Annotated in this window: 18 protein-coding genes; 6 read left to right on the forward strand and 12 right to left on the reverse strand. The window is 41.8% G+C overall.

Translation table 11 applies throughout. The features are described 5' to 3' along the window. Position 1: 1 nt before the first annotated feature. Positions 2 to 1,342, reverse strand: coding sequence for a hypothetical protein (locus tag FXV78_RS03715; protein ID WP_004842310.1), 1,341 nt, complete (start codon positions 1,340 to 1,342; stop codon positions 2 to 4). Between the two features lie 230 nt (positions 1,343 to 1,572). Between FXV78_RS03715 and FXV78_RS03720 the strand changes: the two genes are divergently transcribed. Then, a complete protein-coding gene (locus FXV78_RS03720) occupies positions 1,573 to 2,655 on the forward strand; it encodes an NAD(P)H-dependent amine dehydrogenase family protein (protein WP_009245184.1) in 1,083 nt (360 codons plus the stop codon). A 2-nt stretch (positions 2,656 to 2,657) separates the two neighbouring features. On the opposite strand, the gene FXV78_RS03725 is transcribed toward FXV78_RS03720, so the two are convergent. Further along, positions 2,658 to 3,572, reverse strand: a complete 915-nt coding sequence (locus FXV78_RS03725) for a LysR family transcriptional regulator (protein WP_004842306.1) — start codon at positions 3,570 to 3,572, stop codon at positions 2,658 to 2,660. 124 nt (positions 3,573 to 3,696) lie between these two features. Between FXV78_RS03725 and FXV78_RS03730 the strand changes: the two genes are divergently transcribed. Next, positions 3,697 to 5,133 carry a pyridoxal phosphate-dependent decarboxylase family protein gene (locus FXV78_RS03730; protein WP_022037539.1) on the forward strand — a complete coding sequence of 479 codons (1,437 nt, stop codon included), beginning with the start codon at positions 3,697 to 3,699 and terminating at the stop codon, positions 5,131 to 5,133. 53 nt (positions 5,134 to 5,186) lie between these two features. Here FXV78_RS03730 and asnB read toward each other — a convergent pair whose 3' ends face one another. From asnB to FXV78_RS03775, 8 genes are all read right to left on the reverse strand, one after another. Then, on the reverse strand, positions 5,187 to 6,725 hold the full coding sequence (asnB, locus tag FXV78_RS03735) for an asparagine synthase (glutamine-hydrolyzing) (RefSeq protein ID WP_004842302.1): 1,539 nt from the start codon (positions 6,723 to 6,725) through the stop codon (positions 5,187 to 5,189). Between the two features lie 235 nt (positions 6,726 to 6,960). After that, positions 6,961 to 7,377: a hypothetical protein gene (locus FXV78_RS03740; RefSeq protein WP_004842300.1), complete on the reverse strand. Its 417-nt coding sequence runs from the start codon at positions 7,375 to 7,377 to the stop codon at positions 6,961 to 6,963. Then, entirely contained in the window at positions 7,362 to 8,594 is a 1,233-nt protein-coding gene (locus tag FXV78_RS03745) for a YecA family protein (RefSeq protein ID WP_004842298.1), read from the reverse strand. The genes FXV78_RS03740 and FXV78_RS03745 overlap by 16 nt, the downstream gene beginning before the upstream one ends. 1 nt (position 8,595) lies before the next feature. Beyond that, positions 8,596 to 9,915 carry a TIGR02679 domain-containing protein gene (locus tag FXV78_RS03750; protein WP_004842296.1) on the reverse strand — a complete coding sequence of 440 codons (1,320 nt, stop codon included), beginning with the start codon at positions 9,913 to 9,915 and terminating at the stop codon, positions 8,596 to 8,598. Then, a complete protein-coding gene (locus FXV78_RS03755; RefSeq protein ID WP_004842295.1) occupies positions 9,912 to 14,003 on the reverse strand; it encodes a TIGR02680 family protein in 4,092 nt (1,363 codons plus the stop codon). Before FXV78_RS03755 ends, FXV78_RS03750 begins: the two co-directional genes overlap by 4 nt. Beyond that, positions 13,996 to 15,141, reverse strand: a complete 1,146-nt coding sequence (locus FXV78_RS03760; RefSeq protein ID WP_004842293.1) for a TIGR02678 family protein — start codon at positions 15,139 to 15,141, stop codon at positions 13,996 to 13,998. Before FXV78_RS03760 ends, FXV78_RS03755 begins: the two co-directional genes overlap by 8 nt. Next, positions 15,138 to 16,628, reverse strand: a complete 1,491-nt coding sequence (locus FXV78_RS03765; RefSeq protein WP_039959623.1) for a TIGR02677 family protein — start codon at positions 16,626 to 16,628, stop codon at positions 15,138 to 15,140. The genes FXV78_RS03760 and FXV78_RS03765 overlap by 4 nt, the downstream gene beginning before the upstream one ends. A 285-nt stretch (positions 16,629 to 16,913) precedes the next feature. Further along, a complete protein-coding gene (locus FXV78_RS03775) occupies positions 16,914 to 17,063 on the reverse strand; it encodes a hypothetical protein (protein ID WP_159308433.1) in 150 nt (49 codons plus the stop codon). A gap of 246 nt (positions 17,064 to 17,309) precedes the next feature. Here FXV78_RS03775 and FXV78_RS03780 point away from each other — a divergent pair, with 246 nt between their 5' ends. Beyond that, positions 17,310 to 18,395 carry an IS701 family transposase gene (locus FXV78_RS03780; protein ID WP_148844599.1) on the forward strand — a complete coding sequence of 362 codons (1,086 nt, stop codon included), beginning with the start codon at positions 17,310 to 17,312 and terminating at the stop codon, positions 18,393 to 18,395. A gap of 14 nt (positions 18,396 to 18,409) precedes the next feature. Here the strand turns inward: FXV78_RS03780 and FXV78_RS03785 are convergent, their stop codons facing one another. Further along, on the reverse strand, positions 18,410 to 18,613 hold the full coding sequence (locus tag FXV78_RS03785) for a hypothetical protein (protein WP_004842282.1): 204 nt from the start codon (positions 18,611 to 18,613) through the stop codon (positions 18,410 to 18,412). Between the two features lie 14 nt (positions 18,614 to 18,627). Continuing rightward, complete coding sequence (locus FXV78_RS03790; RefSeq protein ID WP_004842280.1) at positions 18,628 to 20,367, reverse strand: ATP-binding protein; 1,740 nt, start codon at positions 20,365 to 20,367, stop codon at positions 18,628 to 18,630. Between the two features lie 633 nt (positions 20,368 to 21,000). Here FXV78_RS03790 and FXV78_RS03795 point away from each other — a divergent pair. The 3 genes from FXV78_RS03795 to FXV78_RS03805 all read left to right on the forward strand — a co-directional run bounded on the left by FXV78_RS03795 (position 21,001) and on the right by FXV78_RS03805 (position 23,156). Beyond that, positions 21,001 to 21,699, forward strand: coding sequence for a response regulator transcription factor (locus FXV78_RS03795; protein ID WP_024853990.1), 699 nt, complete (start codon positions 21,001 to 21,003; stop codon positions 21,697 to 21,699). Beyond that, a complete protein-coding gene (locus FXV78_RS03800) occupies positions 21,686 to 22,738 on the forward strand; it encodes a sensor histidine kinase (RefSeq protein ID WP_004842274.1) in 1,053 nt (350 codons plus the stop codon). Before FXV78_RS03795 ends, FXV78_RS03800 begins: the two co-directional genes overlap by 14 nt. A gap of 85 nt (positions 22,739 to 22,823) precedes the next feature. Next, a complete protein-coding gene (locus FXV78_RS03805) occupies positions 22,824 to 23,156 on the forward strand; it encodes a hypothetical protein (protein WP_039959593.1) in 333 nt (110 codons plus the stop codon). Positions 23,157 to 23,194: the final 38 nt, after the last annotated feature.

Below are 23,194 nucleotides of genomic sequence, written 5' to 3' on the forward strand. Positions count from 1 at the left end.
CTCACAATAGGTTTACCACAATCCGGTCAATGCCTTGTCTGACAGATTGATTCAGATACTCCATCTCTTCCAGACTCGTTCTGTCATATCCAAACAGTGTGTTATACTTTCCAAACATCTCCAGATGCCTGGGATATAAAAATACCAATCCCCTGCAGTATCCGGGGCACTGTTCTACAGATTTCTGTCTGCCACGGTCTCCACATGCGCACTTCGCATACAGTGTACAAAACTGTGCTGTATTGGTCTGAAAAAACGGTAGATGCAGGCTATGTTTTCCTTTTGGAATCACGATTTCATGTCCGCAGGCTTCCAGTTCATACCGCTCAATCTGGTTCTCTTTTAAATATTGCTGATAAAATTCACTGTTTAAATTGGTCTCCTGAAAGCACTTTGTTTCCTCTTTCAGATAACGGGACCGATTGTCCTTTTTGTACCGGTTCAAAAGAATACCCAGATTCAGTTTCACACAGTTTTGTGTTTCCTGTTTCCATTTACGGATCAGATGTGCGGTGCCCCAGTCATTTACTGCAATCTCATTCGGCATATATTCTTTTCTCTGTTCCAGAAATTTCAGCAATTCTCTGATTGAATCTATCTGACTCTCTTTGATCCACGAAAATGTCAGTGTCACTGAAATTCCTTCAATTTTTGCCTTTTCCAACATGGCATGTAATATGTCATTCTCCGGAAATAAATGAGGACAAAACGTATTGCCTATATAAACACGTTCCACCGGTTTCTTCGCAATCGGATGTTCCTGCAAGCCCCATTTTTTCCAGTATTTTTCTGCAAATGTTTCCATCGGTTCCCTTAGCCACGCTTCATATAACTGCGGAGTATCCAACTCCAGAGCCAGCTCTACATTTTCACACAGCTTCTGCCCTTTTGCTTTCTCTGCTGCCTCCTGAAACCACTCCTCTTTCTGCTCTTCCAGAGATTCTGCATAGTCTTCATCCAGATGAACAGGGTAATCCGTGTATGCTGCCGCGACTTCCCCGTCTTCCCCTGTCATTTTCAAAGAAATATACTTCCAATAATCAGCAAGTAATTGACGCACATATTTTTGATAGTCTTTGTCTTCTGTCAATACCGTATATTCTGTAAAAAATCGGCTCTCCTCCATTTTTTTCATCCGGTCTGCAGGAATCAGAAGCTTCTTATAGCACCCTCCATTTTGCGAAAAAAACTGCAGCCAGATTTCATGGATTTTCTCAGCCTGATTTGCCATCCGAAATACAAATCCGTTTTCTCCCAGCTGTGTGATGCGCACTTCCTGTCCATCGACAATTCCTGATAACAGACCATAGGGAATCATGGAAACTGCATTTTTAATCTGCATTCTGTGTCCTCCCAAACCTTATTCTTAGTATAATGTTACTTTAGCCGATTCCACTTCTATTTTCAATCATTTTGTACAGTTTTCTCATCTGAAATAGCCTTTTTCTGCCTGTCAGCAGACTACAATTTTACATTGACTTTATTCCGGCAACAGGACTTACAATCAACATAAGATAAAGAGTTCCTGGCTATACTATGGAACATAATGTTTCAAAGAAAGGATATGATTTTATGGACAGAAAAATAAGAATCGCACAATACGGATGCGGAAAAATGAGTCACTATCTGATGCGATATGTTTTAGAAAAAGGCGGAGAACTGGTGGCTGCCTTTGACATGAATCCTGCAATGATCGGTACGGATATCGGCACTCATCTTGGAATGGAAAAACTTGGCATAACGATCAGCGATGCTAAAGATGCTTCTGAAATTTTAAGCAAAGAAAAACCAGATGTATGCATTATCGCAACCCGCTCCACTATGGCCGAATTAAAAGAAGCATTTTCTGTATGTGCACAAAACGGAATCAACGCGATTTCTACCTGCGAAGAGGCACTCTATCCGTGGAACTCTTCAAAAGAAATTACAGAAGAACTGGATGCACTTGCCAAAGCCAACAACTGTACATTGTGCGGAAGCGGATACCCGGATATGTACTGGGGTTCTCTGATCACAACTCTGGCAGGATCTATGCATCGCATTACAAAAATCTGCGGAAGCAGCAGCTATAATGTGGAAGACTATGGAATTGCTCTTGCAGAGGGCCATGGCGCCGGATTAAATATCGAAGATTTCGAACGCCAGATCGGAGCATATAATAATCTGGATTATCACCAGACCTTGCAGGCAATTGATGAGGGCATCGTCGTTCCATCTTATATGTGGAATCAGAACGGATGGCTCTGCAGCCAGCTCGGTCTTCACATTACTTCACAGACACAAAAATGTGTACCGATCACGCACGACGGAGATTTGTACTCCAGTACGCTGAATATGACGGTAAAAGCAGGGGATGCTACCGGAATGTCCGCCATCGTTACAACAGAAACAGAAGAAGGAATCACACTGGAAACACAATGTCTCGGTTATGTCTATGGTCCTGAGGATTTTGATAAAAATGAATGGAGCTTCCACGGTGAACCGGATACAACGGTGATCGTAAATCGCCCGGCAACGGTGGAATTAACCTGCGCCACACTGGTCAACCGCATTCCAATGTTGATCGATGCTCCTGCCGGATATATTACAACGGAAAAAATGCCGGTCAACCACTATCTCACAAAATCCATGCATGAATATGTAACCGGAAAATAATTTTATGTGCTTGCACAGCCCGCTTTTTCACGAAATCCGGGCTGTGCAAGCACAAGATCCAGAAACGCTTTCATCTGTGGTGTCATCCATTTGTTCTTGTGATACAAAAGCTGATGGTACATCTTCACTCCCGGCAAATCCGTCCGTATCTCGAAAAGGACACCTTTTTCTATTTCTTCTTTCACAGTAAATTCCGGCAAAAATGATATCCCCATCCCCCGCTTTAGCAGATTGATAATCGTTTCTGTATTGCCGATCTCCAAAACCGGTACAATCTCAATCTCTTTTTCTGCCAGCATCTGCTCCAGTTCATATCGATAGGCGGCTCCTGTTTCCGTGAGAAGAAATGCCGCTTTTGCAAGATGCTGTATCAGATGAATATTACTTTTTTGTGCAAATACCCTGTCTGATGTCACAAAAATCGTATCTTCTACTCTTTCTGCCGCACACATCCACTGTGAACTGTAAATTTTCTTATCCAGCGTGAAGATCAGATCAATCTCATCACTTTTCGCCAGATCCATCAAATTTTCTGTAGCTCCGGACTTAATGATCACTTCAACTTCCGGATACAGTCTGTGATATTGAAGCAAAAGTTCCGGAAGCAGTGCCGTACAGGTAGATTCCACGCCGCCGATCTTCAATGTTCCTCTTGTCGTATGCTCTTCCCCGGCAAATGTCAATGCTTCATTTGTCACACGCATGATCTCACTTGCATAGCCAATAAACTCCTGCCCTTTTTCCGTCAGATATACACGCTTTCCAATCCGCTCAAACAGCTGTGTTCCCAGCTCTTTTTCCAACTGCTGTATCTGAATGGTCACTGCGGACTGGGAGTACCCCAGCTGCTCTGCTGCTTTGGAAAAATTCTGGGTGCCTGCCACTTTTAGAAACGTCAAAATATTTCTGATTTCCATCCGTCTCTCCTCATTAACATTTTTAATATATTATATGAAATCTATGAATTTTACATATATGTAAATTTAGTGTAGACTATCAAACGAAATGAGTCAAGTAATTAAGAAAAAGAGGAATACCTTTATGATCGGAACCGAATATATTTTAAACAGTACCCAGTTGGAAGAGGCCATCAAATCATTTGTGCATGATTTTTGTGCAGAAAAACACGAGATCCACGATCAGCCTGTTGTTGTTGAAGCAAAGGAACATCAGGAGGACAAAATCAAACAGATCAAAATCCCGGAAAAAGGACGCCCGGTAAACGAAGTTGTCTCTGAAATGATGAACGAAGTGTACCGCTACCGCGGAGATGCCAACCATCCACGTTTTTTCAGCTTCGTTCCGGGACCGGCTTCTTCGGTTTCCTGGCTGGGAGATATCATGACATCTGCTTACAACATTCATGCCGGCGGAAGCAAACTTGCCCCCATGGTCAACTGTATTGAACAGGAAGTGTTAAAATGGCTGGCAAAACAGGTCGGATTTACCGAGAATCCCGGAGGTGTCTTTGTAAGCGGAGGGTCTATGGCAAACATCACCGCTCTGACTGCCGCCCGGGACAATAAGCTAACAGATATCAATCTCCATCTGGGAACAGCTTATATTTCGGATCAGACACACAGCTCCGTCGCAAAAGGACTGCGCATCATCGGAATCACGGACAGCCGGATCCGCAGAATTCCGACAAACTCCCATTTCCAGATGGATACGACAAAACTGGAAGAAGCCATTGAAACAGACAAAAAATCCGGCTATATCCCGTTTGTTGTCATTGGTACCGCGGGAACCACGAACACCGGAAGTATAGATCCACTTACAGAGATTTCCGCACTTTGTAAAAAACATGATATGTGGTTTCACATTGACGGGGCTTACGGTGCTTCTGTACTGTTAAGCCCGAAATACAAGTCTCTGTTAACTGGAACCGGGCTTGCTGACAGTATCAGCTGGGATGCACACAAATGGCTCTTCCAGACGTACGGATGTGCTATGGTTCTTGTAAAAGATATCCGTAACCTGTTCCACAGCTTCCATGTAAATCCAGAGTATTTAAAAGATCTGGAAAATGACATCGACAATGTCAATACATGGGATATCGGAATGGAGCTGACCCGCCCTGCCCGCGGCTTAAAACTATGGCTGACTCTGCAGGTGCTCGGAAGTGATCTGATCGGATCTGCCATTGAGCATGGATTCCAGCTGGCAGTCTGGGCCGAAGAAGCTCTGAATCCAAAAAAAGACTGGGAGATCGTCTCCCCTGCACAGATGGCAATGATCAACTTCCGCTATGCCCCAAAAGATCTGACAAAGGAAGAACAGGACATTTTGAATGAAAAGATCTCCCATCGGATCCTCGAAAGCGGTTATGCAGCGATATTTACTACTGTTCTCAATGGAAAGACCGTACTTCGAATCTGCGCGATCCATCCGGAAGCAACACAGGAAGATATGCAGCATACGATCGATCTGTTGGATCAGTATGGTCGTGAAATTTATACGGAAATGAAAAAAGCTTAATTTAAAAAACCATGGAAGTGACGGGAACTTATCCCGTTTTCCATGGTTTTTTCTTATCTCTTCACAAAGTATTCCTCATACCATACAAGGAATGTATAAATTGTCCACACTTTTCTCCAGTTATCCGAGTTTCCTCCGATATAATCCTCAAAAATCGCATTGATCTCATCCAGATTGAAGAATTTGGCTGCCATCTCGCTGTGGAACTTGTCACGCACATCCTGATTGTATCGCTCATCCGCCATCCAGATACGGATCGGCACAATAAATCCAAGTTTCTTGCGGAATGCAATTTCTTCCGGAAGCACTTTTGCTGCCGCTGTACGGAATGCGACTTTGTTCTGCTCCTCGTTGACTTTATATCTGGACGGCATTCTGGATGCAATGCTGAAAATTCTGGTATCAGTCAGAGGCATCCGAACTTCCAGTCCTGCTGCCCGGCTCATCTTATCCACGTTCAGATAAATATCTCCTTCCAGCCAGATCTGAATATCTACATTGGACATCTTACTAAGTGGATCCAATCCTTCCATCTCCTCATAAATACTTCTTACGAGTTCGATTGGAAGCACATCGGGATCATAATGTTTCAAGATTTTCTGCTTTTCATCCTCTTTCATGATGTTCGTATTTCCGACATAGAAATTCTTCAGATTCTCGCCGTAGCGTTCTGCATTTCGATACATATTGTATCCACCGAAGAATTCATCCGCACCTTCTCCGGAATAACAGATCTTTGTATGCTTTGCAGTCTCTCTGCATCCAAGTGCGAATACAATTGCCGAGGCATCTCCAAGCGGCTGTTCCATGTTGTACATTACATCCGGCACAATACCAAAATATTCCTCCGGTGTGATCACACAACGCTGGCTCTCTCTTCCAAGAAGCTCTGCTGTCTGTCTTGCAAGTCCGGATTCGTCAAATCGCTCTTCTTCATATCCGCAAGAATCTGTTTTCTGCACATCTGACATTGCCAGAACATACGAAGAATCTACCCCGCCTGACAAGAACGATTCTGCATACTCACTCTCTTCTTTCACTTCCGGCATAATCTCTGTCAGTGTGTTGTGAATCTCATCAGCCCAGTCTTCTAATGTTTTAGTCTCATCCGGGTGGAATTCCGGCTTCCAGTAACGGGTGATCGCAAGTTTTCCGTCTTTCCAGATCAGATACCGTCCCGGAAGAAGCTTTTTGACACCTTTAAAAAATGTCATCTCTCCTGCAACATAGGTAAGGCTTAAATATAACTGCAGCATCTCTTCGTTTAATTCTTTTACAAACCCCGGCTGCTCCATGATCTGACGGATGGTTGTCCCATATAATAATTCACCATCTGCTGTCTCATAATAATAAAACGGCTTTGTTCCGAACTGATCTCTCAAACAGAATAATTCCTGTTTCTCATCATCCCACAAGGCAAAGGCAAACATCCCATGCATATGGTCTGCCATTTCATTTCCCCATGTCTCATATGCTTTGATGAGAATCTGTGCTTCTCTGTCCTCTCTGGATAAAGAATGATCGATCCCCAGTCGTTCGCAAAGTGCTGACCAGTTTCGAATGTGTCCGCTGTATTCTTTCACGTTTATCATGTGTATACCCTCTTTTCTTATAATTTCAATAAGAATATTCGATCGGCCGGTATGCCGATCCTGATTTTCTGGTTCCTGTTTAGTTTACCACGATATGAGCGATTCAGCTATGATTTTTTGCTGAAACTTTACATTGCTAATATCTTCTTTTATATCCCTTATCGGACAAAGTTCGCCCGCCGAAGGCCTGTGTTGAGGGATGCCCGGATGGATATACACTTTGGAACATATTTTATTAAATTACCTTATTTTCAAAATAGCATTCCGATAAATACGATGGATTTTCATAATACATACTGCTATTATAATCATCAATTTTAGGACTGATAAATGAATTGTACACCTCTATCAAAGCATCTATTGTTTCAATCCCGCTCTTTTTCGCAACTTCTTTTATCAGCCTTTTATATACTTTTCCTATATCCCAATGAGACGGAATCGAATAACTACAATCTTTCACATTATCAAAATTTCCCGATTCAATATCGGCTTCTCTAATAAAATCATCGCTCACTCGCTCTATATTGTCACTATGATACACATCAGCCAAATCATAAATTTTTTCAAGTCTTTTTTTCCCCAAAGCATTCACAACATCCGCTCTTGTATTCCGGGTTTTACGCGCAATGTAGTCAATTATTTTCCACAGCAATGCTTATACTTCTTCCCGCTTCCACATGGACATGGATCATTTCGCCCGATTTTTTTCTTCGTGACCTGATTTGATATTTCAGGCAGACCTATTTCACTTGGAATAATCTTTTCTTTGCCAAGTTCCCGGTCTGTAAATCCGCGATTACTCCATTTCCGGACTGAATACACCCATTCACTGCAGTTTTCCACAAAATGATTTCCCCTTGTACGATTTGGGAATTCAACATATCGCTCAAACAAGAGATTCATAATTCCTGCAGCATTCAAATCTTCCTCTGCTACTCTATATTCCAACTCCAACATCAGATTGTCTGCCCGTGTCTTGTTTTTCATCAGATGTGTCAGATCTGCCAGAATTTTCTTATAAAATGGATTTTTTACATCAACCAGATTCTCTGCATATAATTTTATCTCTTTTTGATTCGGAATATAGTATTCCTGACCTGATACCTGTCGTAAAAATTTCCTGTACTCTTTTTCATTTTCAAACTGCTCACTGATGATCCACTGTTCATCACACCAGAATGGACCGTCTGCACGTTCACACAGTATATCGACTGTTTCCTTTAGTTTCTCCGGAAGCCACTCAAGCTCTTTTCTCTCTTCTTCTGATAAAGATGGATATTCAAGCATCTGGTTTAGTGCAATGTCCTCCACCTTTGCTCTTTCTACAATCCCAAACAAATTTAAACACGCTCGCATGGAAAGGCGGACAGCGGCAATAAGACCAAGTATATTTTGCACCTTATCCGTCTCCAGATTTTTGATAGTAAACTCTCTGATCTCATCCGGAACAACAAACTGCACTCCATCCACATCACAGAACATAAATACCCAGCCTTTTTTGCAGTAGTTTTCTTCCAGAGCCAACATCTGCATCTGAGAAAGTGGATAACCATTCATCGTCCGCAGCATCGTTTCCATGTCAAACTTATCCAGATAAATAAATTCATTCTGAAACGAAGTTAAAATCAACTCCTGCACATACTTTTCTTTTTCTGCCCGCAATTTAGGAGCTTCCTCCTCCCAGGTTTCCAGAATTACATCCAGCAGAGATTCCGGCGCCCGGCTTAGCATCTCGTTCAGATCCGTTGTCGTTTTCCCCTCTATCATAAAATTCGAAGTGAATGTTTCTGCCATTTGCTCAAATATATTTTCATCAATTCCCAGTGCGTCAAAAAAGTCCTGCATTTCACTTTGTTTCTGTAATTTCATCTCACTTCACACTCCTTGTGATCCACTCATTTTTTTCGGGTTCCAACATATCCAGCATCGCCTCCTGATACGCCGCTCTTTTTCTCTTCTGCATCTGCATTTTCACTTCCAGCAATTCCGGGAGATATACTTTCTCCAGTTTTTTCATTCTCACTTCGCTCAGATTTACATCCGACAGATATCTTTCATACCAGTCTGCCCGGTAATTCCAGAGACAGATACTTTCTCCATACCGTTCTTTCAATCTCTGCGCAATCAGAAGCCCCTCCGGATCAAAATCACCATGATAATAAAAACTATGATTTTCCTTTAGAAAATCCAGCAGAAGAAGTGTTGCAAGTCTTGGCTGTCCATTTCCGCAGATTGCTGCACAGTCCGGGTATTTTTTTACAAAAACAGAAAATACTGCCGGATTTTCAAAAAGATAAATTTTCTCTCTTTCTGCATGCACCCCTCCAAACGTCCCAATCGTTCGAAGCGTCAGGCGGACTGGTTCTCTTTCCTGAAAAAATCCTTCGATTCCTTTATGAAGATTTCCATTGTGTTTCCATGCTCGGATTCCATAGACAAGCGTATCATTTGACAGATCATCTTTTAAAATACCCGCCCTGTAAAAAATCTGGTTTTTTCTTTCCGCTTCTGATAATTCTCTGTCTTTCGTTTCCTGCCAACAGGCAGAAAGAATGATAAAAAGCAATCTTTCCGCCACTGTGCTTGCGTCAAAATAATGAGGATCTCCTGTCAGCTTTGCCGCAAATACCGGTAAAAGTTCTTTTTCTTCCATTCGCGGAAGCTGTTTTACTGCCTCAAACACATATTTCAGAATTTCCCGCAGAATTTCCGGAGCACTGTTGTATTGCTGCTGCAAAATTTCATAGCCTGTTGTGTGCTCTTTCAACGTATTCTGAAGCCATCTTCCTCCTGTCGTGTCCTCATACCCACTTTGGACTTCCGCAAAAAAGGCATCTCTTTCTTCCTGTTTCTTTCGCCTCTCTTCTTTTTTCACCGTCAGCTTTTTCCCAAAATAAGCATCCAGCAATTCCTCCAGAGAAATATCAGAAAACCTGCTTTTGGACAGACAGATTTCAAAAGCTTCCGCTGATATGGTAACAGACTGATTCTCGGTGTAATCCTTCTGCAAAAATCCGCCCAATTGGCTCTTATCCTGAAGGCTTAACCCGATCAATACCACTTTCCCGCCTATATGTCCGAGGCTCTCATATTTTCCTCTCATTTTTTGGAAGACTTTTTCATACACAGGGCGCTCACGAAAATACTGTAAACACTCCTGCATCAACTTCTGTTTCTCTTCTGCTTTCACGATTCCTCTCCTGTAAGCATCACCTTTACTTTTCCATTCCAGATATAGCGGATCACTGATACGAACTTTGCATTTTCCGGACGGATCAACTGATAAATTGCAAGCCCCGGAACTGTATCGTAATCGCCCCATAAAATCTGAGAATTGATCATAAAGTTGAATTCAAACTCGACCATCAGACGGAACATATCCCTGATATTGGTCTCATCAACACCGGCAAACGCTTCATCCAGTGAAATCAGCTTCGGCGCATCCGGACGTGCCCCCGCATATTTTGCCACCACTGCCGAAAAAAGCGGGACATACATTGCCATTGCTTTCTCACCGCCACTAAACGTAAAGAATACACGGTCTGTCAATTCTTTCTTTTTCTCTCCCGTTTTCTGGCATTCCAACTGAAATTCAAACCATTTTCGATAATCCAGAACTTCCCGCATTGTGGCATGGAACGATTGAACCGATCCCATATCCCCGGAAATTTTTCTCGCTTCTTCAATTTTGGAACGGAAATGTCTGGAAAGACTTTCTACCTCTTCCTCACGCATAATTTCCACGTCTTTTTGCAATAATTCTACCAATGCTCTTGTATCCAGCTGTTCTTCCTTTTCTGCCCTCTTATTTTTCCATCTGAGACTCAGCTTTAATCCACTTGATGTCTGCATGGATTCCATCAGTGTATTCATCTTTTCCACCCAGCGCTTGCTGGCCTGGATCTTTCCACGAATTTTCTTACTGATCGTATTTGCCAGAATATCTTCAAACAATTCTCTGTCTCGATCACTTAAAAGACGTTTCAGTACTTCGGCATCCTCATTCATTTTTTCAATCAATTCCTTAAATTTTACCGGCATTCCACGGTATTTTGCCAAAATATCAATCCGCTTCACAGTTACGTCCAGAAAACTGCCCTCTCCATCCAGTTCTTCAAACAGGGACTGCAGTGTAATCTGGTAATCCAGCAGATATCCTCTGTTCTGATGATAGGCTTCCTGAAGATTTCCAAACAGATCGCTCTGCTTCTTGTTTCCAAAGCTTCCGGCAAACTGGCTGCAGATTTTTTTCGCCTGATCTTCCATATCCTCTGTAACAACAAATACTCGCTCTACATACCCAAGCTGATATTCCTGTTCAAATACATTCTGATATTTTTCCTTTTTCTCAAGCAGTTCCTTTTGTCTGAGTTCATTTTCTCTTTCTTTTTCCTGCAGTACTTCCGTCTCTTTTCGAAGTGCCGCCTGATTCCTGACACAGGCCTCTCGCTCTCCCGGAAGTTTTCCAAGCCGTTCTACACAATGATCCAGTCGTTCTTTGATTTCTTCATAATCTGTCAGTTCCAGCTGCTTTTGAACGGACGCAAGAAATCCTTCCACTTCTCTGACTTTCAGACAGATCCGATTGAATTCGTAACGAATATCATCCAGATCAAGCTCCAGTTCTTCCAGATAGTCTCTCTGGCTCATGATATACCGGAGACTATTTTGATACTTGCCATGCGCAACCTGAAGCTGGGAAAGAATTTCTTTATATCTGTGCAATGCCAAAAGAGCCTGTGTAAACAAATCCAATCTTGGCGAAAGATAACATTTTCCACAGATCTCCCGTACCCTGATGCGTACCCCATCCAGTGCTTTTCTTTCTTTTTCTGCCAGTTCCTGATGCTCCCAGAGTCTTTTATTCGTTCGTTCTAACTTATATTCGCGATCAGAAAATTCTTTTGCCGCTGTCTTTAAATCTTCCTCTCCCGGGAATGACTTCCATTCTGCCTGCAATGTTTCTGTCCGCGCTCTGTTTTCTGCCAATTGTTTTTCTAAATCTTCAACACTGGCTCTGAGCTGTTCGCAGAGTCCGGTCAATTCTTCTATCTTTTCCTTCCGGTACTTTTCCCTTGCACGCACCCCGATAAAGCGCGCCTGATATTCCCCGGTGATCGTTCCTTCCAGAACGCCGATGCGGTAATTCCCATTGGCATCAATCCAGGATTCTCCGTGCTCTGCATGTGTATCACCAAATCCAATCGCAGAAAGAATATTGGAAATATTCTGATAAAACAAAATATCATTTTCCCCATTCTCCACTTCCAGCACTTCCTGCAGACTTTCCCTGACATGTGCCACATCGCTGAACAGATAACGATCGCATACTCCTTTGTCCAGAGCATAGACCTGTTCCCGATACTCCTTAGGAACAATCAGCGCATCCAGTATGCCCATCTCTAGCAATGCTTCTTCCAGATGATTTCTGCGCTCTTCCTCTAATATCTGGTCAAATTCTATGGTCTTATAAAACTGGAAATACGGAATTTTTTTCTCCTTTAGCAGCTCTCGGTTTGCCTTTACACAATCCGGCTGTTCTGGTTCAGGATCCTTTTGATTTTTCCACTCTTCCAACTCTGTTTCTGCCTGATACAGATGCTCCTGCTCTTCCTGCAGATTTCGCTCCAGTACCATTCTATTCTCAGAAAACTGTCGTTCCAGTTCATATAGCTTTGGCCTGGCCAGTTCCCGGATTTCTGAATAATCGCTTCCCATTTCATAGCTTTCTATTTTCCTTGAGATTTCCTGCATGGTCTCCGGAAGAAGGTGAAGCTCCTGATTTTGTTTTTCCCATAAATACATCTGCTCTGTCAATTCTGACTTTGTCTCATGCAGAAGGTTCTCATATTGCTGCATTTCCTTTTCTGCAAGATTTCTTTCCTCCCTGCAGACATCCAACTCCAGAAGACAGCGATCATATTTTTCCTGGCTGTTCTTTTCTTCCAAAAGAGCCTCTTTTCCCTGTTCTACTTTCTTTGTATAGTCATTCAAAAGCTGGTGATGTGAAGAAAAACTCTGTTCTTTTTCCCGATCCTGTAAGATATCATTCTTCAAAAATGTAAACTCATCAAACGGAATTTCTTCCAGTTCTGTTTCCATCTCTTCCAGACAATTTTCAATCTCGTCCCAGATACGTTCTGTTTTTTCTGTTTCTGCTTTTATCTTTTCTTCTGTATCGATCTGTTTTTCTTTCTTTTCCTGTTCCTGTTTCTCTTTTGTCTGCTGCTCCTTTACTCTCTCCAGAAGCTCTGCTTTCAACTTACTCTCCTGCTCTTTTAACTGTGCCGCATCACTTTTATCCAGAGAGGTTTTTTCCTCTTTTAAAATTTCCTCTTCCTGTTTCAGAGCTTCATAATGCTGTTCTTCCTTCCTGAGTTCTTCCATATGAATCGCCAGATCTTCCGTAATCTGTTTTCCATTTTTCATACAGTTCTCATATGCTTTCCCTGCATCTGAAAACAACAGCGCCTTGTCATAAAGCACAATCTGATTGTACTGATCGTATACCTTCTCAATCTGCCGCGCTGCGTGAATGCTTTCGCTTAATGTATCCAGATTTGTTTTCAGATTGTCCATGTTTTCGATTGCCTCGGACATCGGACGCAGATCATCTTCCGAAAGCGTCTGAAGCGAACTGCTTAAAATCTCATTGATCACGGTCGGCTTAAAGTCTTTGGAAAGCTTCGGTGTACGCAGCTGGATCAAAAGCTCCAGAAGCTCTTTGTATTCCTCTTGTGTCTCAAAACCAAAAAGGAGGCGGTTGACGCACTGGGCATACTCTCCCTGTGTTTCCATCACTTTGCCGCCCTCACTGATCCGGTATTTCAGTTCTCCCTTCGAGCAGGTAATCTTATTTTCCACATCTTTATACAGAAACAAATCTTTTCCCACACGCCTGCCGTCCGTCACGCAGAAATACCAGGATTCCAGCTTTTTATTCTTTCTCGCACGAAGCCCAATCCCAAGCGTCAGATATTCTTCACTTTCCAGGCGTTTTAACTCCATGTAAAGATACCCTGTGCGCTCTTCTCTCTCATCTCCCTCCTCCAGAAGATAGTTTTCCATCTTTCTGGCGCGGGAACCAAATGGATCCAAACGCTCCGGACGCATGTTTCCGTCCAGCAGAAGCGGAATAAAGCTCTGCATTGTTACCGATTTGCCGGAACCATTCGCCCCTCGAAGCAGCATACGTCCATCCAGAAAATCAAATTCTTCCTCATCATAATACCAAAAATCGAGCAATCCAACTCTGTTTATCTGCCATTTACTATTCATCTCTTCCTCCGTTTTTCAAAAAATCTTCCGGATATTTTCCATAGATTTTTCCTGCTGCCGGTCTGATTTTCACATGATCTGCTCCAATTTCTATCAGCATCAGCTCTTCCATATATCTTTCCACTTCCCGATAAAACTCGGCAAACGTCATCTCCCGGTACGTCTTATTAAAACCTTCTCCGAATTTTTCCTTGCATTCTTCCACAATTGCACGAAAAACTTCCTTTGGAATACAAATCTGTTCGTCCAGTGGAACGGTAATCCTTCCCTCTGTTACTCTTTTCTGTATCAGTTGATTTGTCAAAAGAACAACGTCAGAAAGTGTATTTCCTTCCGGAAAACACCTCCCCAGTCTGCACTCTTCTCCCAGCACGAGAAATGCACTGCTGCTGTGTACATGCAGTTCACAGTCAAATAATTCTGCCAGGTCCCCCTGTATCATATTTCTGTAATTTCTCAGATAGGCAAAATCCTCCTCTGATTCTGCATCCTTATACATTCCCATCGACATCAGAAGCTTTCGGTATACTCTCTGCCTGCGCACGATTCCTCTGTCTTCATTCACATCGATCCACTCTTCTTTTTCAAACTCCTTTGCAGATGTGTAACCCATGATGTCCTGCGTGAAGTTTTTCATAAAATACCGGGATGCTCCTGTATTTTCGTATAATACCTCACTGGTATCATCTTTCGCAAATCCTTCTTCACTTCCATCATCCACATTCAGAATTCCGACGGCTACGCAGTATTTCATAACCTTGATCATATGACGTCTGTACCGGTAAACTGTCCAGTCGATCTGCTCCTCCTGATACTGGCTCTGTACGTATTCTGTCAATTCTGACAATACAAATTGCTCTTCTGCCTCTTTATCCTCCAGAAACATGAGCACAAGACAGAAAAACACATACTCGATCGGCTCTTTAAATTCTAAAATGCCCATCCAGTTTTCCGGAACTGCAGGCATCTTTTCTACCTTGATCATATACGGATTCACGACCACCTGATACCCGAGCTTCTCCATCAGGAATTTCTTCTCTTCTCCCGATGAAAGCTCTTCTTTCACCTGATAATAAAGCTCCCTCTCTCTGGATTTTAAAATCCATCGGCGGTTTAATAATAATTCCAACGTTCTCATTTTGATTCCCCATCTTCAAACACAATTGTATAAGCAGGCATCTGAAATGTTCCATCTGTACATTCTAACATACAATACTCTTTCACATCTGCCCGTTCAATATAATACATCTGCCCGTCTTCTGTTTTTGCACGATGATTCTTCCTTTCCAGAGCCTTTGAAAGCCACAGAAGAAACATATCCCGTACAGGCGGTTCGATCACCGGAAGACTTGCAAACTCAAGTCGTCCGTTATGTATATAACTCCTGAGCAGCTTCCGCTCCTCTTCCAACCTCCTGATCATCAGCAGCCGCATCTCTTCCTTCTCTTTTGACCGGTCGACGATACCGCTTCTTCTGGCTTTTTGTTTGTAGGTGCGCACTCTAGGAGTGACTGTCACGGCATATGCTTCTTCCTCATATACACCACTGTTAATGCTGTCTGTCTCTCTGCTCAATTCTCCTTTGAGATGGAGCGGCTTCTCGATCCCGAATACGACCGCTGACAGCCGGTGTGCCTCGTTGATATCCCTGCACTTTCCAAATATATCCGCCAGCTTTTTATATTCCTCCCGCCGATTTGAGCCCTGATTGCTCATCTCACTGATTCGTGTGGCATATCTGGTAATCTTCCGGATGATCTCGTTTGTTGTATCAAACACTTTTCCTGCTTCCGATTCCATCCCGTCTTTTCCTGCAAACCACTCGGAAATACTTTCCCAACGCCCCTTCATTTTGTCATAAATCATCTGCTCATCAATCTCTGTATCCATTCTCGGAATCGAGAGCTCATACTCTGTCACTTTCTGTAAAATCTGATTCACGACCTCCCGGTCAACACTTCGAAGCTGCTGCTCGATCGCAGTCACATTTACCTGAAGGCTCTTTACAAACGAGCGAAGGTACTCGATCAGCCGGTCTTTAAACACAAGAAACTCTTTTGTTTTCATCATCTCTTCTGCTTTTACACTGTTTAATTCCCTCATATAGTCCTGGTAATTCTGATTCAACCGAATAAAATCACTGTTCAGATCATTCCACCATCCGTACCGCTTTTCCGCTTCTGCCTGTGACATCTCCCCCAGCCTTCCAAGGCTGATCCGAAGCCGCTCCAATAAAGTCGGCTCCAGCGAAGAGCCTTCGATCAACAGATTTTCAATCCGGATCACCATTCGCTCGACTTCAACTGCTGTCTCAGAAAGCTGATAGCGGAACTTCTTGTTTTTAAATTCCTCAATGGTTGTCACTTTCCGGGTATCCTGAATTGTAAGCAGATTTCCCCAGGATGCAAGCGCCGCCAGATCCTGCTGACACTGTTCCATCGTATATTCCTGAAAATAAGGATCTTCTTTTAACTCCTCAAAGACCTCCTCCTGATACATCCAATATTTTAATTTTTCGTACTTTAAATAAAAAAGCCGGATGATGGGACGGTATCTGTCTGTATTCTCTACATTCAGATATTTCGCCTCCAACATCGGCTTTCTCATTTTTTCTTGAATTTTCATGTCATCAATTCCTCTTGTATTTTTATTCTTCATCGACTTCTGCTGTTGTTATTTCTGTGTTCAGAATAGCATATCGGGATTGAATGTACAAGGGATTGGAGACATGTTTTTGATTTTCACTTCATACAGCGCAATAACCTTCCGCACATCTCCTTACACTTACATCTGATGGAATGTTTCATCACGCGGAAAATTCCCCACATACCGTATTCTACATCCCATCCGAAACTTCCGGAGCGATACAGATAATTTCCCGGGCAGGAGGCCCCGTCTTTTAACTCCATATCAAATCGGTTTGCCCGGACATGGCGGAAGTGGAAGAATCATATCCTTCCCTTTGCAAAGTGGTTTCAGACAGTTCTGATATTTATCATAGACTCGAATGATTCCCCAGAGGCCGAGCCATACATCATCTGTTCCGCCAAAATAATACAAATAATCGCCCGCCTGATACGGTTCTTTGATATTTAACCTATAAATGAGCAAGTTCGTGATTTTGCATAAAAGAAAGACACCTCGATTCCATGTGTTGTATAATGAAAGTGCCAAAACAAACATTTGCAACATTTACGAAAGAAGGTGTCTCTCGCAAATACTATACATCATTCCTCATTCATATACAACCAGTTTAAAAAATTAAACTTATGCAAATTTTATTCGAACCGAGTAATAAACCATCTTATGAGTATCCTAATCAGTATTTTCATTTCAGGATATCATGGAAAAACCACGGACTTTGCTAAAAACAGTTCCTGCCACAGAACTACGATTGCCCATTTCCTCAATTCCGGAAAATGGGATGATTCATTACTTTCAGATACGTTAAAACGCTCTGTCATTGAGATTATTTATTCAGAAGCAGCACGCACCGGAAAGCCTGTTTTCTGCATTGTGGACGATACGATTGCTTCAAAGACAAAGCCTTCGTCACGGGCTTTACATCCGATTGAAGATGCGTATTTTCACCAATCCCATTTAAAGGGAAAACAGGACTACGGGCATCAGGCAGTTGCTGTTATGCTTTCCTGCAATGGCATTGTTCTGAACTATGCTTTTGTAATGTACAATAAGTCAATTTCCAAGATTGACATTGTACAAAGCATTGCAAAGGAGCTGCCTGTTCCACCGGTCATGTCCTATTTTCTTTGCGACTGCTGGTATGTTTCTGAAAAGATAATCAATACCTTTGCACAGAGAGGGTTCCATACCATCGGTGCTTTGAAAACAAACCGTTTGCTGTATCCATCGGGAATGAAAAAGAAACTTCGTGAACTGGCCGCCGAATTGTCTGTTACACATCGTGAATTTGACCTTGTGACAGTCAAAAAACGAAACTATTATGTGTACCGGTACGAGGGAAACCTCAACGGCATAGAAAATGCGGTAGTTCTTTTGAGTTATCCGGAAAAAGCATTTGGTAATCCCAAAGCATTGCGTGCTTTCATCAGTACAAACGCAGCCCTGTCTACACAGGAGATTCTTTCCTGGTATGTGTGTCGATGGCCGATTGAAGTATTTTTCCGCCAGTGTAAGGATAAACTGGCACTGGACAGCTATCAGATACGCTCTGCACAGGGAATCAAAAGGTACTGGCTGCTTATGTCACTGGCACATTTCATGTGTGCAGTGGGTACTGGTAGGTTCTGTTCGTTTGAAACTGGATATCACGAAATCTGTGATACCATTCAGCTGGAAAAGTATCGTTATCTTTTTCAATGCGCAAAGGAAAGCAATGATTTTGATTCATTTATGAAATTCGCAGTGTAGTTTTGTGCAATTTTTCAAATTTGCTCATTTATAGCTGAATTATTATTATAAAGTAATCTCCTTTTATCTACTATTTGATAAAAATAATATCCCTGCATATTAATAAAAATACCTTCATTCTCCAAATAATGACCAATGTTTCTCCCCTGAACATCATGCAATTGTCCACTCACAAAATTTGCTATATGTCTACCATGACTATCGTGTAAATCAATCATATTTTTTATTCTCCTTATCCTCTACATTGTTTTCGTAATGCTTCTATCGCTCCATTAATTGCATCATTATCAGGTTCATTATTATCCCATTCATCCCAAAAATCCTTTGTTGCACTAATTGGTCTATGTGTATCTAACGGTTTATCTAATACTATTTTACTAGGTAATAATATAGCATCTCCTACCACTAATGCTTCTCCCACATCAAGCAAAGGCAAGAATTCTATTGTACTTTTCAATGAATCTGGTAGCAGATTTTTAATTACACCTTTATCTCTTTCATTAGTCAATCTCAAAACCACAAAATTATTGCATTGACTTAATATAGTTTTACTAACATCTGCTGGTCGTTGGCTAACTGCCAAAATCGATACCCCATACTTTCTTCCTTCCTTTGCTATTCGCTCAAAATTATATAATGCTTGCTTTTGAACCGCATCAGCATCCTCCTTTATAGGTAAATACAAATGTGCTTCGTCACAAACAAGTGTAAACGGTGTTCGTTTTTGTTCATTCATCCAAAACTGAATATCATATAATAATCTCGCCAACGTTCCTGTTACAACAGGTAGAACATCAGATGGAACTTCTGAGAAATCAATTATCTTAATCCCTTTTTGACCACTCTGATAGCCTAACAAGCGACAAGCCAAATTTGCCAACCAATTATACATTTGAATCTCATCCGTTGGTTGAAACATAAATCCATAAGTTTTATCTGCAATCTTAGTTTCCAATCTAGAAATGAATCGTGTTAATTTACCTTCCCATTCTCCTTTAATCGGACCATTTTTCCCCATACCTTTTCTAGTATCATCATCTTTTAACAACTCTAATAAATCTGTCATTAAAAATGGAATCGGCGAATCAACAGTAAATGTTTTCAATGTATCTGTCTTTCCTTCTCTAGTCAACGTTGCTTCTTTTAAACTGCGAATGTGCAACGTAAATCGAGATGCCTGATTCGGAGCATTTGAATCACTTCTATCTAAAATCATTGATAAGAGTTCTTCTCGGTTAAGTAACCAATATGGCAAGAACAAAGCATCGTCGTTCGACGTTTCCAAATCCCCAGGACCTGCAATCTTAAAAGATTGTGCAATTGCATCTGTCCCCTCCGTTAAACTTTTATATTCTCCATGCATATCAAACACAATAATATTAGTATATTTCAATTTACTTGCTTTTTCTAATATATTTGCCACACACCAACTTTTTCCCGATCCTGTACTTCCCAAAACAGCTGCATGTCGCTGAAAAAACTTGTTGCCATCAAGTACTGCTTCTGCACTTGTATCCATCATAAAAGAACCAATTTTCAATCGTTTATCTGTATCAATATCTTTCCCCAAAATATTCATAAAATTTTGAAGGTTCTGACCTATAATCTCATAACATTTACTTTCAATTTGCGGAAAAGTTTCAACACCTCTTTTAAACAAATCATGTACAGAACCGTATACAGAATAATATGTACCTATTACACTTACTTTAATGTAATCAGTGGACGATGCCATCATCTCATCAATTTCATTATCTTCGTCCATATAAGTCTCCATATACTTTCGAGTCACTTTGTCAATGAGTGCAATTAAATTTTCATGTTGCTTTGATGTTTCTATCGCCACGAGATTTCCTACACAAATCTTGTTCATCAGATTACTATTTTCAATTTCAATAATAATCTGCTCTGTATCAACATGTGTTACATGTCCTAACATATCATTTTCCGAAAACACTAACAAATTTCCCATCAAAATACCTCCTTTATCATTTCATGCAAATCCCACAAATTTATTCCTGACAAAATAGTTTCACCTATTGAATTCAATATTTTTGTATCATTACTATTGGCATGACAAACCGCAGTAATTCCAGCACATTCTTTAACTATGTTTTCCGCTTTTGTTGACAATGAATGAGTAAGAATAGTTGCTATATCTCTGGAAAGCCTTGATTTATAAGGTTTTCCAGAGATTTTTCTTTTTATTGGCTACAAATTGGCTACATCTGCCATTTGGCTACTATCTGGGACTGTTGTTCCGTTGATAGCTTAGAAACAGAAACACCCAAGGAGATAACAAATATGTTTGATAGCATAGGAAAATTAACAAGCAAGATACAGTTTGAATAAAATTTCCGGATGCCAAGTGGCACCCGGAAGTGAGAGAGATGTCCTCAATCGTGCTAAGACGTTTGTGATTTGTAACGCATCTGCAACAAATCTTCGGATAAACCCTGATTTTTCCGCTGTTTTCGGTTACCTAAACGTTAATCTTAGTTCTCCAAGAGCTAATCTGACCTACCCAAGAGATAATCGGTTCTTTTTGCTGGAAAACGGAAGTGAGATTTCGTATAATATAGAAAAATCAGAAAGGGGTGCAGAAATGAAGAATGGAAAGATCTGCATTTTGATTGCAGATGACGAGAAGGAAATCCGGGATATTTTGCGGCTGCTGCTGACGGGGGAAGGCTATGCAGTTTGTACAGCGGAAAATGGAAAGGAAGCATTAGTGTTGGCTTCGGCGGAGGTAGATCTTTACCTTTTGGATGTGAATATGCCGGAACTATCCGGTTTTATGGCAGGATCAGAAATCCGAAAACAATTTAATGCTCCTATTATTTTTCTGACAGCCTATTCCGGGGAATCGGACAAGGTTATGGGCTTTTCTGCGGGGGCAGATGATTATATTGTCAAGCCCTTTTCCAATATGGAGCTTTTGATGCGGGTGAAAGCGATTTTACGCAGGAGTGCCCGTGGGACGGCACCAGCGCAGGAGGAAAAGAAGAGCCATATCCCTTTTGGGGATCTAATTTTGGACTTGGAATGCCAATCCGTGCTGCGACAAGGAGAGGTCATTGTCTTAACGTATACAGAATTTAAAATACTGGAATTATTGGTCACCCATAAAAAGAAGATCTATTCTCTGGAAAACATTTACCAAAGCATTTGGGAAGAAGATGCGGTGGGGGATAGTGCTATCATGGTGCATATCAAAAATATCAGAAAGAAACTGGAGGATGATTCCAGAAATCCAAGATATATCAAAACTGCTTGGGGACGGGGGTATTATGTTGATCAGTGAAAAAAGAAGAAATACCCCCAAATTGTCCAGAGAGATTATGGGGCTTTTATGTATCACGGCGGCAATTGCTTTATTCTTCTTTGGCTTTTTATATTTGACGGCAAATGCCATTGCTTCGACTTATCTCCTTGAAAATGATATTTTGCTGACAGAAGGACAGCTGCTGACGTTGCAGGGGGGGATCCGCAGCCTCAGCCTATTGTCGGCGGTGCTTTTATTTCTTGCCCTGTTTTTGTTTCTTTTGGGGCAGAAAATGGCTTATCTGAGGGAGATCATTCAGGGGGTGGAAGCCCTGCGTACCCATCGGATGGATTTTACCATGCCCATTGAGGGGGACAATGAATTGAAGGAACTGGCAGAAAGCATCAATTTCCTTTCGGAAACGGAACGGCGGCTGCGGCAGCTGGAAACAGAGTTGCAGGCGGAAAAGGAACAGTTGATCCGTGATCTTTCCCACGATATCCGTACCCCTCTGACGGCGATGTTATCTTATTCTGATTATTTGGGGCGGAAAGAGACATTGGAGCAGGAGGAAGTGCAGGAATACATTGCCCTGGTGCAACGAAAAGGCCAGCAGATCAAGGCACTGACTGACAGATTATTGGATAGCGGCAGCAGAGATTTAGAAACCATTGAGGATGGCAAGCTGCTGATGGAGCAGCTTGCGGGAGAATGGGAAGAAATTCTGGAGAATACGTTTCCCTGTATCGTAGATACAAAAAATTGTCCCGCATTCTATGGATCTTTCGATATTCAGGAGCTGCGGCGGATCTTTGATAATCTTGCTTCTAATGTGGAAAAATATGCGGATCGGGAGCAGCCTGTGGAATTGCGGATCGATGCTGTGGATAAACGCCTTCGGGTCTGCCAAAGGAATGGAATCAAAACGGGCACGGTTCCGGTGGAGAGCAATCAAATCGGCTTGGAAAGTATCCGGCGGATCGCCGCTTTGTATGGCGGGATGGTGAAAGTTTCCATAGAGCAAGGAATTTTTTCTATCCAGATCACGCTTTCTGAGGTTGATGGGTCACATCTTTAGAATTCTTTAGAATTGCTTGGCAAATTTCTTTAGACTGCTATGCTATGATGATCTCAGAAAAGAAAAAGAAAGTGAGGAATGTATTATGGCATTAGGTTTATTGTTAGTTTTATTTATGGTAATGAGTATCATTAGTGTGATGGGGTTGGTGCTTTTGTTCCTTTTGAAAGGAGAAAAAGGGCAGAAGGCTGTGTTTTACTTTATGGCGGTATGGGGCATGGTCATCGCATGGATGACGGCGAATAGCTATCCCACCAATTATATTAAGGAGCAGTTGATCGCCTGGGCGTTTGGTGCACTTGCTGTGATTGCACTGCTGATACAGATTTGTGGCAAAAGCGAAAGATCTTTCCTGACAGCAAAGGTGTTGGTAGCGGCATCTGTTGTGCTAGGAATGGTGGCTCTGTTTGTAATATAATGTAAAGAATGCTCCGTAGGAAAGAGATTTCCTGCGGA

This window comes from Mediterraneibacter gnavus ATCC 29149 (assembly GCF_008121495.1).
GTDB classification, from domain to species: Bacteria; Bacillota; Clostridia; order Lachnospirales; family Lachnospiraceae; genus Mediterraneibacter; species Mediterraneibacter gnavus.

Bases quoted from the DNA above. Each gene is read 5' to 3' on its own strand.
- FXV78_RS03715 (WP_004842310.1), bottom strand. From the start codon at position 1,342: ATGCAGATTAAAAATGCAGTTTCCATGATTCCCTATGGTCTGTTATCA.
- FXV78_RS03720 (WP_009245184.1), top strand. From the start codon at position 1,573: ATGGACAGAAAAATAAGAATCGCACAATACGGATGCGGAAAAATGAGT.
- FXV78_RS03725 (WP_004842306.1), bottom strand. From the start codon at position 3,572: ATGGAAATCAGAAATATTTTGACGTTTCTAAAAGTGGCAGGCACCCAG.
- FXV78_RS03730 (WP_022037539.1), top strand. From the start codon at position 3,697: ATGATCGGAACCGAATATATTTTAAACAGTACCCAGTTGGAAGAGGCC.
- asnB (WP_004842302.1), bottom strand. From the start codon at position 6,725: ATGATAAACGTGAAAGAATACAGCGGACACATTCGAAACTGGTCAGCA.
- FXV78_RS03745 (WP_004842298.1), bottom strand. From the start codon at position 8,594: ATGAAATTACAGAAACAAAGTGAAATGCAGGACTTTTTTGACGCACTG.
- FXV78_RS03755 (WP_004842295.1), bottom strand. From the start codon at position 14,003: ATGAATAGTAAATGGCAGATAAACAGAGTTGGATTGCTCGATTTTTGG.
- FXV78_RS03760 (WP_004842293.1), bottom strand. From the start codon at position 15,141: ATGAGAACGTTGGAATTATTATTAAACCGCCGATGGATTTTAAAATCC.
- FXV78_RS03765 (WP_039959623.1), bottom strand. From the start codon at position 16,628: ATGAAAATTCAAGAAAAAATGAGAAAGCCGATGTTGGAGGCGAAATAT.
- FXV78_RS03780 (WP_148844599.1), top strand. From the start codon at position 17,310: ATGAGTATCCTAATCAGTATTTTCATTTCAGGATATCATGGAAAAACC.
- FXV78_RS03785 (WP_004842282.1), bottom strand. From the start codon at position 18,613: ATGATTGATTTACACGATAGTCATGGTAGACATATAGCAAATTTTGTG.
- FXV78_RS03790 (WP_004842280.1), bottom strand. From the start codon at position 20,367: ATGGGAAATTTGTTAGTGTTTTCGGAAAATGATATGTTAGGACATGTA.
- FXV78_RS03795 (WP_024853990.1), top strand. From the start codon at position 21,001: ATGAAGAATGGAAAGATCTGCATTTTGATTGCAGATGACGAGAAGGAA.
- FXV78_RS03800 (WP_004842274.1), top strand. From the start codon at position 21,686: ATGTTGATCAGTGAAAAAAGAAGAAATACCCCCAAATTGTCCAGAGAG.
- FXV78_RS03805 (WP_039959593.1), top strand. From the start codon at position 22,824: ATGGCATTAGGTTTATTGTTAGTTTTATTTATGGTAATGAGTATCATT.